This is a genomic window from Paenibacillus sp. NPDC056579 (assembly GCF_042793215.1).
Taxonomy (GTDB): domain Bacteria; phylum Bacillota; class Bacilli; order Paenibacillales; family NBRC-103111; genus Paenibacillus_S.
The window spans coordinates 240,807-256,121 of sequence record NZ_JBHTVD010000011.1; the positions used below are offsets into that span (position 1 = coordinate 240,807).

The 15,315-nt window shown below is 51.4% G+C and carries 11 protein-coding genes; 2 read left to right on the forward strand and 9 right to left on the reverse strand.

What is annotated here, in order from left to right; translation table 11 throughout:
• Positions 1–65: 65 nt before the first annotated feature.
• Positions 66–1,841, reverse strand: a complete 1,776-nt coding sequence (aspS, locus tag ACFQ88_RS32080) for an aspartate--tRNA ligase (protein ID WP_379460950.1) — start codon at positions 1,839–1,841, stop codon at positions 66–68.
• Between the two features lie 39 nt (positions 1,842–1,880).
• Positions 1,881–3,137, reverse strand: a complete 1,257-nt coding sequence (hisS, locus tag ACFQ88_RS32085) for a histidine--tRNA ligase (protein ID WP_379460878.1) — start codon at positions 3,135–3,137, stop codon at positions 1,881–1,883.
• Between the two features lie 117 nt (positions 3,138–3,254).
• On the opposite strand from hisS, the gene ACFQ88_RS32090 reads away from it, so the two are divergent.
• The gene (locus ACFQ88_RS32090; RefSeq protein WP_239633886.1) at positions 3,255–3,392 is read left to right on the forward strand and encodes a hypothetical protein; all 138 of its coding nucleotides are present in this window, start codon (positions 3,255–3,257) and stop codon (positions 3,390–3,392) included.
• 752 nt (positions 3,393–4,144) lie between these two features.
• Here ACFQ88_RS32090 and ACFQ88_RS32095 read toward each other — a convergent pair.
• From ACFQ88_RS32095 to ACFQ88_RS32120, 6 genes are all read right to left on the reverse strand, one after another.
• Entirely contained in the window at positions 4,145–6,103 is a 1,959-nt protein-coding gene (locus ACFQ88_RS32095) for an FAD-dependent oxidoreductase (RefSeq protein ID WP_379460880.1), read from the reverse strand.
• Positions 6,104–6,206: 103 nt separating this feature from the next.
• Positions 6,207–7,691, reverse strand: coding sequence for a coproporphyrinogen III oxidase (locus tag ACFQ88_RS32100; protein ID WP_379460952.1), 1,485 nt, complete (start codon positions 7,689–7,691; stop codon positions 6,207–6,209).
• Positions 7,692–7,886: 195 nt separating this feature from the next.
• Entirely contained in the window at positions 7,887–8,063 is a 177-nt protein-coding gene (locus tag ACFQ88_RS32105; RefSeq protein WP_239633883.1) for a hypothetical protein, read from the reverse strand.
• A gap of 124 nt (positions 8,064–8,187) precedes the next feature.
• A complete protein-coding gene (gene dtd / locus ACFQ88_RS32110) occupies positions 8,188–8,628 on the reverse strand; it encodes a D-aminoacyl-tRNA deacylase (protein WP_379460882.1) in 441 nt (146 codons plus the stop codon).
• Between the two features lie 38 nt (positions 8,629–8,666).
• Positions 8,667–10,859, reverse strand: coding sequence for a RelA/SpoT family protein (locus ACFQ88_RS32115; RefSeq protein WP_239635343.1), 2,193 nt, complete (start codon positions 10,857–10,859; stop codon positions 8,667–8,669).
• Between the two features lie 142 nt (positions 10,860–11,001).
• Entirely contained in the window at positions 11,002–12,057 is a 1,056-nt protein-coding gene (locus ACFQ88_RS32120; protein WP_239633881.1) for a CotH kinase family protein, read from the reverse strand.
• 289 nt (positions 12,058–12,346) lie between these two features.
• Here ACFQ88_RS32120 and ACFQ88_RS32125 point away from each other — a divergent pair, with 289 nt between their 5' ends.
• Positions 12,347–13,018, forward strand: coding sequence for a DUF2642 domain-containing protein (locus tag ACFQ88_RS32125; RefSeq protein ID WP_379460885.1), 672 nt, complete (start codon positions 12,347–12,349; stop codon positions 13,016–13,018).
• A 667-nt stretch (positions 13,019–13,685) separates the two neighbouring features.
• Here the strand turns inward: ACFQ88_RS32125 and ACFQ88_RS32130 are convergent.
• The gene (locus tag ACFQ88_RS32130) at positions 13,686–14,459 is read right to left on the reverse strand and encodes a type III pantothenate kinase (RefSeq protein WP_379460887.1); all 774 of its coding nucleotides are present in this window, start codon (positions 14,457–14,459) and stop codon (positions 13,686–13,688) included.
• Between the last annotated feature and the right edge of the window lie 856 nt (positions 14,460–15,315).

Consider the following 15,315-nt stretch of genomic DNA (forward strand, 5'->3'; position numbering starts at 1 on the left):
CATATATCGGTTGAGAAACAGGCGGACAAGCCGGACCTCGTGATCCGGCCTGCGCTGTTTCTTAATTATTTAGAAGCCGGCTGCTTTAACGCCAAACGGATGGACAGCTGCTCTAGCTGCTTGTCGTCTACCGTGCCCGGAGCGTCGGTCAACAAGTCTGTCGCGCTTGCCGTTTTCGGGAATGCGATCGTTTCACGCAGGTTGGTGCGACCGGCAATCAGCATAACCAGACGGTCGAAGCCGAAAGCAATACCGCCGTGAGGAGGCGTGCCGTATTCGAACGCTTCGAGCAGGAAGCCGAATTTCTCTTGCGCCTCTTCCTTCGAGAAGCCCAGAGCCTGGAACATCAGCTCTTGTACTTCGCGTTTGTAAATCCGCATCGAGCCGCCGCCCACTTCGTAACCGTTCAGAACAAGGTCATACGCTTGAGCGCGAATTTGTCCCGGATCGGTGTTGAAGTAGTGAACGTCTTCTTCCTTCGGACGGGTGAACGGATGGTGCTCGGCTACATAACGTTTGGCTTCGTCGTCGTAGCTCAAGAGCGGGAAGTCGACAACCCATGCGAACTTGAACTGGCTCTCGTCGATAAGACCGAGTTCGCGTCCGATTTTAAGGCGAAGGTTACCCAATACATCGGCAACCACTTTCTTCGTGTCGGCGGAGAACAAGAGCAAGTCTCCTTCTTCCGCTCCAAGACGCTCTTTCAAAGCTTCCAACTCCTGCTCGGAGAAGAACTTCACGATCGGCCCTTTCATTTCGCCGTCCTTCAGAACGACCCATGCCAAGCCTTTGGCGCCATAACGAGCAGCGAACGTGCCGAGATCGTCGATCTCCTTGCGGCTCCAGCTTCCGCAGCCTTTGGCGTTCAGCGCTTTAACCTGGCCGCCTTTTTCCACAACGGATGCGAACACCTTCACTCCGGACGAGGATACGATATCCGATACGTCCTGCAGCTCCAGACCGAAACGCAGATCCGGCTTGTCGGAGCCGTATTTGCCCATGGCGTCGGCGTAGCTGATCCGTTGGAACGGACGGGAAATTTCCACGTCGGCCGTTTGCTTCATCAAACGAACCACAAGCTCCTCCATCAAGTCCAGCAGCTGGTCTTGGGACAAGAAGGAAGTCTCGATGTCGACTTGCGTAAATTCCGGTTGACGGTCGGCACGAAGGTCCTCGTCGCGGAAGCAGCGGGCGATTTGATAATAGCGCTCAAGTCCGCTTACCATCAGCAGCTGTTTGAAAATTTGCGGCGATTGCGGCAGTGCAAAAAATTCGCCCGGATGCACACGGCTTGGCACGAGATAATCACGCGCGCCTTCCGGCGTGCTCTTAGTAAGGATCGGTGTTTCCACTTCCAAAAATCCGTTGTCGTCCAAGAAGTCGCGGAATATTTTCGCCGCTTTGGAACGAAGCATCAGCGTGCGCTGCATTTCCGGACGGCGCAGGTCCAGGTAGCGGTATTTCAGGCGCAGCGACTCGTCGATTTCGATGCCGTCTTCAATGAAGAACGGCGGGTTTTTAGCCTGGTTCATGATTTCGATTTCCGTTACGCGAATCTCGATTTCACCCGTTGCCAGGTTCGGATTGATAGTAGCCGGGTCGCGCTCTACTACTTTGCCGCTTACAGCCAACACGTATTCGTTACGCGCACGGTCTGCAATGTTCAACGCGTCGCCTGAGAAATCAGGGTTGAATACGATTTGAACAATGCCGCTGCGGTCGCGCAGATCAATAAACAATACGCCTCCAAGGTCGCGTCTGCGTTGGACCCAGCCGTTCAGAACGACGGTTTCTCCGACGTTCGCTTTCGTTAAAGCTCCACAATGGTGCGTTTTTAACATCATGATTTCATCAACCTCCAAATGGATTCAAAAATTTGTTTATTCGGTAAGCTTTCGCATTGCAGCTGCGAATTCATCGAGCTTCAAGGTTTGCTGCTCGCCGTTGGCCATCGTCTTGACGGTAATTTCACCGCGTGCCAGCTCGTCTTCGCCCAAGATCGCAACGAAATTAGATTGGTAACGGTCAGCCGATTTCATCTGAGCCTTGATTTTACGGCCCAAGTAATCCTTCTCCGCTCTCAAGCCTTCCTTGCGAAGCTGATGAAGCAGGCGCGGCAATTCCTTCTCGGCCGCCTCGCCCAGTCCGATCAAATATACATCGAGCGGCTTCGTCGTAGGGATCTCAACGCCCTGTGCCTGCAAAATGAGCAAGGTGCGCTCCAGCCCCAGACCAAGACCGACGCCCGGTTGGTCGTTGCCGCCGATTTGGCCGACCAGGCCGTTGTACCGGCCGCCGCCGCCGATGGTATCGATGGCTCCGATGCCCGACGCCTTGTATTCGAAGGCGGTGTGAGTGTAGTAATCCAGGCCGCGCACCAGACGCGGATTGACGCGGAACGGAATGTCCATTGCCTTCAGATGCTCCTGCACCGCCTGGAAGTGCGTGCTGCATTCCTCATCCAGATACTCCAAAATGGTCGGAGCTCCTTCGCCGTATTTCTGATCGATTTTGCAGTCGAGAATCCGCATCGGATTGCGGTCATAGCGCGATTGGCAATCTTTGCACAGCTTATCTTTGACCGGCGCAAAAAATTCTTGGATCTTATCCCGGTATACCGCCCGGACAGCCGGGTTGCCTACGGAGTTGATCTCCACAGTCACATCCTTGATTCCAACCTCGCTGTAAAAGCTGTAGCCAAGAGCAATAACCTCTGCATCGATGCTCGGATCCACCGAACCGAACGCCTCGACGCCGAATTGATGCAGCTGACGGTAACGTCCTGCCTGCGGCTGCTCGTAACGGAACATCGGTCCGATATAGTACAGCTTGCTTACGTCAGGCTCGCCGTACAGTTTGTTCTCGACATAGGCGCGGACAACGCCTGCGGTTCCTTCCGGACGAAGCGAGATGCTCCGGTCGCCTTTATCGAGGAACGTATACATTTCTTTCTCGACGATATCCGTCGTTTCTCCTACCCCTCGCTGGAACAGCTCGGTATGCTCGAAGATCGGCGTGCGGATTTCGCGGTAATTGAATCTTTGACAGAGTTCTCTTGCCTTGGCTTCGATATACTGCCACTTTTCCACTTCTCCTGGAAGCAGATCCTGCGTTCCTTTTGGCTTTTGAATGCTCATCTATTGGACTCCTTTCAATTGGCTTAGATCGGATCCCCCTAAATCCCCCTTTACCTAAAGGGGGACCCCAGGGCGCTACGCCCCTGGACCCCGTAAATGTTGGCGGAGGGAGCTGCTGTGTGCGACTTCGAAGGTATGGTGGCGGTAGGATCGCTTTCGTCCGGTTTGGCTTATGCCTTGCGGCATGCCGGAATCGGACACGCTTGCCATACGTGCGGGAACGGGCTGCAGCTTGGCATTACGTTGCGGCGATAGAGCTCGCGTCTGTTCTGAACCGCTTTGCTACGCAAAGCCAGTTCAGAACACGCTTTACGTTGGTGCAAAGGAAACCTTCTCGCATGATGGGCTCTTTCGTTCCGAAATTTGCCTTCATGCTTGCTGCGCTTCGCGCTGCACTAACCGTTCAGGCACGTATGAAAGCGTGTTTTGTTTATCCATGCTTCAGCATGAGTATAAACAAAACGGACGCGATCCCACCACTTATCCCCCATCGAAGCCGCTCACTTCGCACCTTTCACCAAACTTTGCTGGGTCCAGGGGCGCAGCGCCCGGGGCCCCCCTTAAGAGGAAGGGGGGTATGGGGGGATTGACGCACGGAAACTAAAAAATCTCCCGCCCCTGACAGCATAGTCAGGGACGAGAGATTCGATTAACGGAATCATCCCGCGGTACCACCCACGATTTGAACCTGTGCCATGCTGCTCATCGAACTAACAGCTTGATCAAGGCTCACACTCATGCGGTTAACGCCCGCGCTACGCAAAGCAGCTACTGCACCGGCCAAGCTTCCGATGGTTCCCTGCCTGTCCTCGGGGAGGTCTGTTCGTCCGGTTCACATAAGGAAGCTTTCAGCCAAGGCTTCCCTCTCTGGTTATGCGGCTCTCGAAGTACTTTGTCCCTTCAACGGATCCATATTACTTATAAGTCTTTGCATAATTGTAATATCGAAATTTGGCAAAGTCAAGCAAATTGCTCGCCCAGGCGAACAATTTCCGCCAAAGCTGTCGTTATTTTGCCGTTTTTAGCTGATTATATACATCGTGAATGAGCATGTACGCATCGCCGTTGACCAGCTCTTGCTTATTCGCAATGCTGTCGACGGTTTGCTTCGCCAAGAAGCCTTTTGCCTGCAGCGTATCAATCGCTTTGCCTTGCGGAGAATCCAGCTTCAACAGAGCCGCAATCATTTGCGCTGCTGTTTCAAGCGAGATCGGCTGCTTCTGAGGCTCCTTCACATTGGCGATGACGGTAGCAGGGCTGCCGGTCATGGCCGATGGCTTGGACCTGCGCATGCCTTCCAGCAGGTTGACCATCCGCTGCTGGTTGGAAGCCTTATCCAGCTCGAAATCGTTCTTGTAGCCGCCGGTGGAAAGTCCGAGCGTAACAGCTGTCTTCAAGCCTTCGTACGATTTATGCTCCATATAAGGGAGCGGCTTGATCGAGTAAGGCTTCAAATCCATTCCTTGCTTGTTCAGCATATCCTGCAGCTTGGCGATCGACTCCTTGGAAGCGGACAGCTGACGGAACGTCATGTTCTGATCCGCGGCAAGCTTAGCCGCCGCTCCAGCCGCTTCCCCTTCCGCCATTCCAACCGGAATGACGCGCGCACTGCCGTGAGGCAGCGTATCGTAGCTGGCTGCACGTCCAACGACCAGGATGCCGTCTACCTTCTGCGGAACGATGCTGCGGAAAGGAACCGCAAATTTATCCGGATCGATTACGACAGCCCCGTTGTCTTTAGGGCTCGTCCGTTGAATGTCGACCGGATAACCGCCGAACGCAATGCGATCCCACTGATCGCGGTTTTCAAGCAAATCGATGATCGACAGCCGGTATTCCCCTATCATATGGCGGGATTCACGCACATACAGCTCCGGAGCAATGGCGTCCAGCTCCACACCCTCGAAATCAGGGTAATTTTTCTTCAAATAAGCCAGAACATGAGGCAGCTCGTCCTTAGCGATCTGTATCGCTTCCTGCCTCGATTTCGGATCGAACGGATCCACGTTGAAAATTTGCAGCGCGTTGACCAGCATCGTGTTGTCGTTTTGGCGGCCGCCGTTCAAACCGCGCATTCTTACCCGCTCTTTATTGACAGCCGGGTAATCCTGCATTTTATCGAAGCCCCAAAGGCTCATTTCATTGATACCATATTTTTGCTGTCCTTTGTCCTCGGCGAGAATCGTCTTGCCGAATTGCTTCCAGCGCTCCGGCGTAATGTTATTCAGACGGAACACCGCGGTAACGGCCATCCGGCTTTTCACATCCCCCAGATCCTCACGTCCGTGAGTGAAAGGAACGCCGGCGGCATCCGCAATATCGCCGTCCTGCGTCGCATCGATAACCGCTTTCGCTTTTACCGTCTGCTTGCTGCCGTCCGCCTTAGTAATCGTGACGCCGGTTACGGTCGTTTTATCCCCGCTCTTGGTCACATCCGGAACGATTTCCTTCGTCTTCATCAGTAGATCGATGTTCTTTTCCTTGGATACCATGTCATAGAACGCATTGGCGGCCGTCGTAATATCGAACGAATCGCCTTCGATCTTGCCGTACCACTCGCTGAAAATCCCTTTGTTCATAATATCGTGCTTGCCGATAATTCCTTTGGTCGGCTCATAGTTCATGTCGATGCTGTTGAGCCAGCCTTCCGTCATAAGACCGCCCAGAATCGTCCGGTCTCTGCCGTCCACGAGCAATGTCTTCATTCCGTTGCGCGCTGCGGAAACCGCTGCGGCAACGCCCTCGGGATCGGTGCCAACGACGATGACGTCATAGCTGTTTTTAATGTCTTTGGCGGATTTGACTTCTTGCAGCGATTGCGGTTTCGCCTTGCCCGGTGCGACCGAGCCCCCTTGCTTTGATGCAAATACGTAGACCGCGGCTCCCAAAGCAGCCACCAATACGAGAGCAATAACTGCTAACAGCCAGCCCTTTGCATTGCCGGTCGAATAACCTGCTTTCCCCATTGCGCACCTCGTAACTTGTTATTGTCTTGCGTTTTTATAAGTAAAGGAACAATTCAGGAACAATTCCCCAACTTGTATATACGTAGCAGAGTCGAATTATGTTTCATTTTAGCGCAGCTTCTTTGTAAGCCTCATCAAGCAGTTTGATTTTCTTCACGACATATTCCTTGTAAGCTTGATTATAGAGCGCGGGCTCTTTCGGATTCGGAAACCGCTCGATTCGCTGCTCATAGCCGTCCTCATGCTCGACTTTGGGGAACAAAATTTTGCTCACCGCCCCGCAGCCGAGGCCAATGATCGTCTGTCTTTCCTCCATCATCAGGATGTTGTACAAGCTCTCATAGCCTTCCAGGGCGTAGCCGACGTTCTCCTGATTGCCGAGAATGTTCTTCTGCCGGTACATGTAGTAAGGCACATAGCCTTGCTGCTCGGTCCATTCCGCCGTCGTGCGGATCATTTCCTCGATCTCGTCGCGTTCCGCTACCTCGTAATCTTCCTTGTTCTTCGTCATGCGGGAAGCACGCTTAAAAGAAAGCGTATGAACAGTGAGCGATTCCGGAAGCAGCTGCTCCGTCTGGTCCAGCGTTTTCTGCAGCTCTTTCATTCCTTCATTAGGCAGGCCGATGATCAAGTCCATATTAATGTTGTTCATGCCCATTTGACGCGCCAGCTTGAATTTATCCAGCGTCTCCGTTACCGTATGATGACGGCCGATAGCGTCCAATGTAGCTTGCGTGAAGCTCTGGGGATTGATGCTGATCCGGTCGACGTTCCATTTCTTCATAACCTCAATCTTGTCTTCCGTGATCGTATCGGGCCGCCCCGCTTCGACGGTAAGCTCCCGCACCTCATCCCAGTGCGGAAATGTTTCGCTCATCGTTACGAACAGTGCGTCCATCTGCTCGGCCGTAATACTTGTCGGAGTGCCGCCGCCCCAGTAGATCGTCGTAATTTTCAAATCCGTCTCCCGGAGCCATTGGCCCGTAATCCGGATCTCGTCGTGCAGACCTTCAAGGAACGCTTCAACAGATCCGTTGTTGCCGCGGATATCATAGGCAGGGAATGTGCAATAAGCACATTTGGTCGGACAAAACGGAATGCCGATATAGATGCTGACCTCCCGGTCGAGCCGGAACAAATCGGGAATGACCTTGAGCTGGCGTTCGGCAATCCCGGCAAGCAGCTGCACTTTGGGCTCGGTGACCAAATATTCGTCGCGCAGCATTTGAACGCAATCCTCCAAGCTGTTCTTCATCATCATGTTGTGCATGAGCTTGGTCGGACGGACGCCGGTAAGCGTTCCCCATGCTTGCTCCAGCCCGGTGTAATCCCGCAGAACATGCAGCATGCAGAAACCGATTACTCGCTTGATTGCTCGCTTGTAGGTCTCTTCTCGCGCTCCAAGCTTTTTCTCGTAACGGGAGGTGTAGACTTCTCCTCCCGCCGGGCTGCTTAGGCGGATGTCTCCGTAGGCGAGACGCGCCGATTCGTCAGTCCGAATCGTAATCTTCATATGCAGATTTGCGTCGTCAGACGGCTCGTAAATGAGCTCTACTTCTTCAAAAAACAGCTTGCATATATGAAACATATCGGTAGAATAGCCTTCAAAGCCATCCCGCTCTAAATAGATTTTCAAAGCCGAATCCCTCCGTTACCGTACTTCTATAACCTAAAACATATTGTATGAGTCGACATGCGTCGAAAAAAACTAGTCTCAGTGTACCACATGGCCCGCTACCAAGAAAAGAAACAGACCCCCGGATATCCGAGGGTCTTTCGGTTATTATCGGAACGTCTTGCGAGGCTGCCGCTTGATTTGCTCGTGGACGGATGAAAACCCTGCGGACAGCTCGTTGTCGACTAAATAAGCGGCAGCCATCCCCATGGATTCCTCCACACTGCAATACAACAGCTGCTGCTCGGGCAGTACCGCTACTTTCTCTTTGCCGGACTGGTGCATGAGCAAGAAATCTCCTTGTGGTAAGTATATGCTTATTTTGTCCAAATCCGCATAAACCTAACCATTCGGCAGTGTATGGTTTCGATATGTTTCAAGCCCAAGCAGGCTTGTACCGCTCGGCTTGCTATTTACTCTCCACGATGAGCGTAACCGGACCGTCATTGATAAGCGAAACGTCCATCATAGCCCCGAAAATGCCGGTTTCGACCTGCAAGCCCTGCTCGCGCAGCAGCTCGTTAAAGCGGTCGTATAACGGCTTCGCCTGCTCCGGACGGGCGGCCGCCATGAAATTGGGCCGTTTCCCTTTGCGGCAGTCCCCGTATAAAGTAAACTGAGAAACGGACAATATTTGTCCTTTTACGTCCAGGACAGAATGGTTCATTTTCCCTGACTCGTCCTCAAATATTCGCAGCCCTGCGATTTTATCTGCAGCAAGTTTGGCATCCTGCTCCGTGTCTTCATGTGTAATACCGACCAGCAGGACGAGCCCGTGATCGATGGAGCCGACGACGGCACCGTCAACCGTGACCTGTGCCTGCTTGCTGCGCTGTACGACTACTCTCATGACTATCGTTACCCTCAATTCATTATATTGACCAGGTTCTACGCCTGCATAATCCGCTGAACGGAATAGACGTCCTTCACCCGCTTGATTCTTTCGACGACACTGTGCAAATGCTCGATGTTGCGGATAAGAATCGTCATATGGATGATGGCCATTTTGTTTTTGTCCGAGCGGCCCGAGACGGCGGAAATCGCCGTTTTGCTTTCCGATACCGCCTGCAGCACCTCGTTCAAGAAGTTAAAGCGGTCATGTCCCGTAATTTCAATTTCTACGTTATAGTTGGCCTCAATGGAATCCGCCCATTCTACGTCAATGACACGATTGCCGTCATCCCCATTGTCCGTAACGGGAATGTTCGTACAGTTGACCCGATGCACGGAGACTCCGCGCCCCCGGGTAATATATCCGGTGATCTGATCACCGGGTACCGGATTGCAGCAGCGCGCGAACCGAACCAATACGTTGTCCACGCCTTTGACGCGGACGCCGTGAGTCGGTCTTCCTTTGCGCTCAGTCGGAGCCGATTTGAGCTCTTTGACTTCCTCGGACAGCTGCATGGCCTGCTGTCTCGCCTCTTCCTGCTGCTTGCGCAGCTTTTCGGTGAGGCGGGTAACGATTTGCGCCGCCGTTATCCCGTTGAAGCCTACGGCAGAATACATATCTTCAATTTCGTTGAAGTTGAACTTTTTGGCAACCTCCATCAGCTCGTCGTCCTTCATCAGCGTCGGAGGATCGATCCCGAGGCGTTTCAGCTCGCGTTCGATGGCTTCCTTGCCTTTTTCCACGTTTTCCTCACGCTTCTCCTTCTTGAACCACTGCCGGATTTTCGTCCGGGCGTGGGAGGATTGCGCCAGCTTGATCCAATCCTGGCTTGGACCATAAGAGTGTTTGGACGTTAATATTTCAACGATATCGCCGGTTTTGAGCCGGAAGTCCAGCGGTACAATGCGTCCGTTCACCTTGGCGCCTATGGTCCTGTTGCCGACCTCGGTATGAATCCGGTAGGCGAAATCCAATGGCACGGAGCCGGCCGGCAGTTCAATTACCTCGCCCTTCGGCGTGAACACGAAGACGAGGTCCGAGAAGAAGTCCATCTTCAACGATTCGACGAACTCCGAAGCGTCCTGCGCATCCTGCTGAAGCTCCAAAATCTCGCGGAACCAGTTCATCTTGTCCTCGAAGCTGCCGGACGGAACCATACTGCCTTCCTTGTAAGCCCAGTGGGCGGCAATCCCGTATTCCGACGTCTTGTGCATATCGAAGGTACGAATTTGCACCTCTAGCGGCTCGCCTTTCGGACCGATCACGGTCGTATGCAGCGACTGGTACATGTTCGGCTTCGGCATAGCGATATAATCCTTGAACCGTCCCGGCATCGGTTTCCATAATGTATGAATAATACCCAGGGTTGCGTAGCAATCCTTGATGTTGTCTACAATAATCCGAAGCGCCAGCAAATCGTAAATCTCGTTAAACTGCTTGTTGCGCGCGGTCATTTTTTTGTAAATGCTGTAAATGTGCTTTGGACGTCCCGAGATGTCGCTGTCGATCCCCATTTCGGACAGCTTCCCGTTCACCGTTTCGATGACATCCTGGATATATTTCTCCCGCTCGGTTCGTTTCTTCTGCATCAAATTCACGATCCGGTAATACTGCTGAGGATTCAAATAACGGAGGGCGATGTCCTCCATCTCCCATTTGATCGCAGAAATACCGAGCCGGTGGGCGATCGGGCAAAAGATTTCCAGCGTTTCATCCGCAATTCTCCGCTGTGCTTCCTCCGATTGGTGCTTGAGCGTGCGCATATTATGTAAGCGATCGGCCAGTTTAATCAAAATGACGCGGATGTCCTGAGCCATCGCTACAAACATTTTTCGATAGTTTTCGTTTTGCTGCTCTTCTTTTGTTTTGAATTTGATTTTCTCGAGCTTGGTCAAACCGTCCACCAGCATGGCACAGGTTTTGCCGAATCTCTCATTCACAGTTTCCAGAGAAACGGTCGTGTCCTCCACCACGTCGTGAAGCAGTGCGGCTATGATAGAAGTCGTATCCATCTGCATGTTGACCAAGATTTCCGCTACAGCCAACGGATGAAGTATATAAGGCTCCCCTGATTTGCGAACCTGGCCCGAATGAGCCTGTTCAGCGAACTCGTAGGCTTCTCTTATACGCTTCAGATCATTTTCTTTTACATAGCTGGACGCCTTCTCAAGAAGCTGCTCAATGCCCATTCGTTTATCCATTCCCTTAAATCGATTTTAATTCATTATGCCTTTGAATGATGCTTTACGTCAACTTATTTGCACTGGAATCGACAAACTTTGTCGAATACCATCCGAGCCGTTTCATAAAACGACCGCAGATGCTTACCTATCAAAGCTTTTTCAGCTCTTCGGCAACGATATTCCGCCGTTCAATAATATAATCCCGGATGATTTGAGGCTCTCCATCGAAGACGGAGGATGACCATTTCCGCGTCGTATCCCGGTATATATGCGGGGCGATCGATTGATACATGTCCTGCACCATCGGTTCTATTTTCTTAAGTGTAAAATGGCGGTTCAGTAAATCGTGAAGTATTTTCTTGTACCGTTTGCGAATCGGTGGGAAGGATAAGAGCATCTTGGTCAGCTTGTTGTATCCGGTCACGCGTACCAGGTCACTGTCGACCTTCTTTCCGTAGCAATTTCTCCCCCAGGTGCCTTCGTAATCCCAAGGGCTGATCCAATATTTATTGCTCGGTTTATGCCGGAATATCGCATAGTTTTGTTCAAAGCCGTCATAGTTTCCCGTCAAAACGGCGCCGGCCAGCCACCGGAGATAGTTGTCAATATGCAATCGTTGCTTCAAGTATCGCCCCAAACGGGGGCCTTTAAGCGTATTGAGCTTTAAAATGAACGATTTCCAATGGGTACGGTCGGCTTCATTGCCGATCTTTAACGTATAGCCCTGGAATAAGGAGGCTTTTCTCCGCCCCGTATCAGGGTGAAGCAGGCTGAAATCGGCCAAGTCGTTGGAGGCGTACATTAAGGAACGAACGCCAATGCCTCTTTTGCGGAAAAAAATCCGGTCTACCCCTTCGATTTCCAAATACAAGCCATGGCTTTTGCCGTTAATCTTCATAAGACAATGCCGGGTTTTGGGACAAGGCACACCTATGATTTCGAAGAAACGAAAAGAGAGCGCATTGCGGATCATGGACGGATCGTCGGTTTCGGCATTATAATGATACGTCTTTCCGTTTCGCACGATCTCGTATGATTTTTTGGGGTATTCCCTTGTATGTCCGCCGCGGATACGTATTTTGACAGGTTCCTTTTTGTCTTGGCTGACGAGTTGCGCCGGTTCGAATTTATCGCTCCATACATTTTTTTGCAGCTCCGAAAGCTCCTTTTCGCCGATCAAAATATGCATTGTGCGAATATCCATGGAATGTTTCCGCCTTTCCTTGAAAAGCAAAAAGCCTATCAACGGATGATAGACTTTTGTAGTACTTTACGTTATGCCTTCGTATAGCCGCTCGTCACGGCTTCCGCCCGTGTCTCGGGGATCTATTTCAGCGTCCGCCTCTCTTAATTTTTGCTAGTTGGAAGTGGAAATTAACTTGATCCTAGTTGGCCAACCAGTCCGAAGGACGACCGGGAACATATTAATAGAGTATCAGTTTGCTATAAAAGCCGGAATCCGTCGGAAACTTCAAATGTAGAGGAGGTGCGATATGGCAGCTTTAACCGATTTGCTAGGACAAAACGTAATACTTACGATTTCCGGAATTAATGCTCCGCTCCGCGGAAATCTGGACCATCTTGGCAACGACATGATCATACTTAATAACGGGCGGAAATATATATACATCCCGCTGCTGCATTTGCGGCAGCTGGTATTGGATGACGATCAAAGAACCGGGGATAACGGCGTCATGCTGACAGAACCGCTGTTCGACGACGAGCAGGATATCTCATATCGTAAAATGTTAATGAATGCAAAAGGCGTATTTACCGAAATGGTTATTACCGGCAGCCAGCCGCTCCACGGCTATGTAACCAGTGTCATGAACGACTTCTTCGCCTTCTACTCCCCTGTCTATCAGGTCGTTTACATTCCGATGCAGCAGTTAAAATATATGATTCCGTACGAACCGAATGTTACGCCGTATGCGTTGATGCTCGAACGCTTCCCTCTAAGCCCGCTTTCCTTAACCTTGGCGCGGACGTTCGATCAGCAGATGAAAAAGCTGGAAGGCCGCCTCGTTGTGCTCGATTCGGGGGACGATCCCCACACAATAGGTCAGCTCAAATCGATCCGAAACGGAATGGTCGAGCTTGTCGCTGCCGGAGGAGAAACGGTTTTTCTCCATATGGAGCAAATAAGAACCGTCCATATTCCATAAAGTTTGCATAAAAATAAGGCCGTCCGCTTCACTCAAGAAGCGGGCGGCCTTTCGTTTTGCCACAATAAAATTGAGAAGATATCCGAGGTTATCGGAGGCGAAGCTCTTGGAAGGCCTCGATAAACTTACCATTGAACGCGGTCGCTCATCTTGAAAGACCTCGATAGAGGTTTGCTCACCACATTGGAAAGCATAAGTTCGGTAAACCGATAAAGCGAAGCGAAGATCTTTCCTATTGGCGATAAAACCTACCATTGAATGCGGTCGCTCATCTTGAAAAGCCTCAATAGAGGTTTGCTCACCATATAGGAAAGCATAAGTTCGGCAAAGTGATAAAGCGAAGCGAAGATCTTTCCTATTGGCGATAAAACCTACCATTGAATGCGGTCGCTCATCTTGAAAAGCCTCAATAGAGGTTTGCTCACCATATAGGAAAGCATAAGTTCGGCAAAGTGATAAAGCGAAGCGAAGATCTTTCCTATTGGCGATAAAACCTACCATTGAATGCGGTCGCTCATCTTGAAAAGCCTCGATAGAGGTTTGCTCACCACATAGGAAAGCATAAGTTCGGTAAAGTAATAAAGCGAAGCGAGGATCTTTCCTATTGGCGATAAAACCTACCATTGAACGCGGTCGCTCATCTTGAAAGACCTCGATAGAGGTTTTCTCATTGGTTTAGCTCCCAAGTAATCCGCAAGCCTTCCAGTACGAGATCGGGATGGGTATGCTGGATGGTCCGGGACTCCGGAGAAATCAGCTCCGCAAGTCCGCCGGACGCGATAACCGTGAACGGAAGGTGCATTTCTTCCTGGATGCGGTCTACGATCCCATCTACCTGTCCGGCTATTCCGTTCACAATGCCATAGGTCATGCTGGACGCCGTATCATGTGTAAGCTTTCTTAGAGGGCTCGTGATATTGACGGTCGGCAGCTGTGCCGTTTGCTGGTACAGCGCTTCGGCAGAGATGAATCCGCCGGGCAGTATGGCTCCGCCGATAAACTGGCTCCGGTCATCGATTACATTGACCGTCGTTGCCGTTCCGAGCCCTATGACGATAACTGGCGGGCCGTAGAGCTGCAGCGCCGCAATAGCCAGAGCTATCCGGTCGGAGCCGACCTGCGCCGGATGATCGGTCTTGATGGTCAGCCCGGTCCGGAGGCCGGGGCCGAACTCCATCACCTGCATCCCGAGGCGGCTGCGGCACGCTTCGCGGATCGCCGACATGACCGGAGGCACGACGGAGCTCACTATGACTCCTTGCAAAGTTTCGTATGCAAAGCGGCTTTGCAGAAACAGCTGATGAAGCACGATCCAGAATTCCTCCGGCGTCATGTCCCGCTGGGTCGTCACTCTCCAGAAATAGTCCATATGCTTTCCGTTGTAGACGGCAATTTTCGTATTGGTGTTACCTACATCTATAACTAAAATGACGGCTGGCATCGATTCGATTCTCCTTATGGGGCGTATCCGGCTATTTCCATTGCCTCTCTATTATATACAAAGCGATCAAGGGCCGCCAGAAGGCGGCCCTTGGGTTGTAGAGAAGCCTTTATTGCATTGAGATTTTTGTAATAGGTAGGTTGGGTATAGCTCGGAGGAGTGTAAGTCCGCCATTGAACCTGTTTAAAATACCACTTACTCTAAACAGATTCACGGGTTTCAATTGCGGCTGGAGAGGTATACCGCACCGGGGTATGCAACAAAATTTCAGTTTTTGCAAGTTTCTGAACAAACTCCAAGGGCAACCGGAAGGTGGCCTTTGCTTGTCGAGAAGCCTGTAGGATTGTTGAAGCTGCTGCAAGGTATCAGGCCCGATGGCATATCCAATTGCGACCTCGCATTATTACATAGTAAATAGTTGTCCTGGGATCCATTTGTTTATGATTATGGAGAGAGCTTAGGACATGGTGGCTGGTGGTGGTCTATCGGACAGAGGTTCCGCTATTCCTTGGTATGAGGCTTCTTTTGCAGTGTGATCGGACACAGAGGCCGCTATTTGCAAATTTTGCATGCGAAAACAGTGGTTTTTGGCGAAATAGCGGAACTACGGTCCGATCACCCTGCAAATAGAGGCATTTTTGGTAAAATAACGGATCTGATGTCCGAAACAACATTGCTCATAAGAAGGCACGCTCTTGAGTTCTAACAGTTAAACCCTTTAATCCATGGGGCTTTGTCAACAATCTGAAGGGCCGCCAGAAGGCGGCCGCTGTCTTGTCGAGAAAGCCAGGTTATTGAAAGCTTGGTGAGAAGGTGGTGTATCTCTTGGAGGAGCGATAGCGCCCGCCTTTGTTCT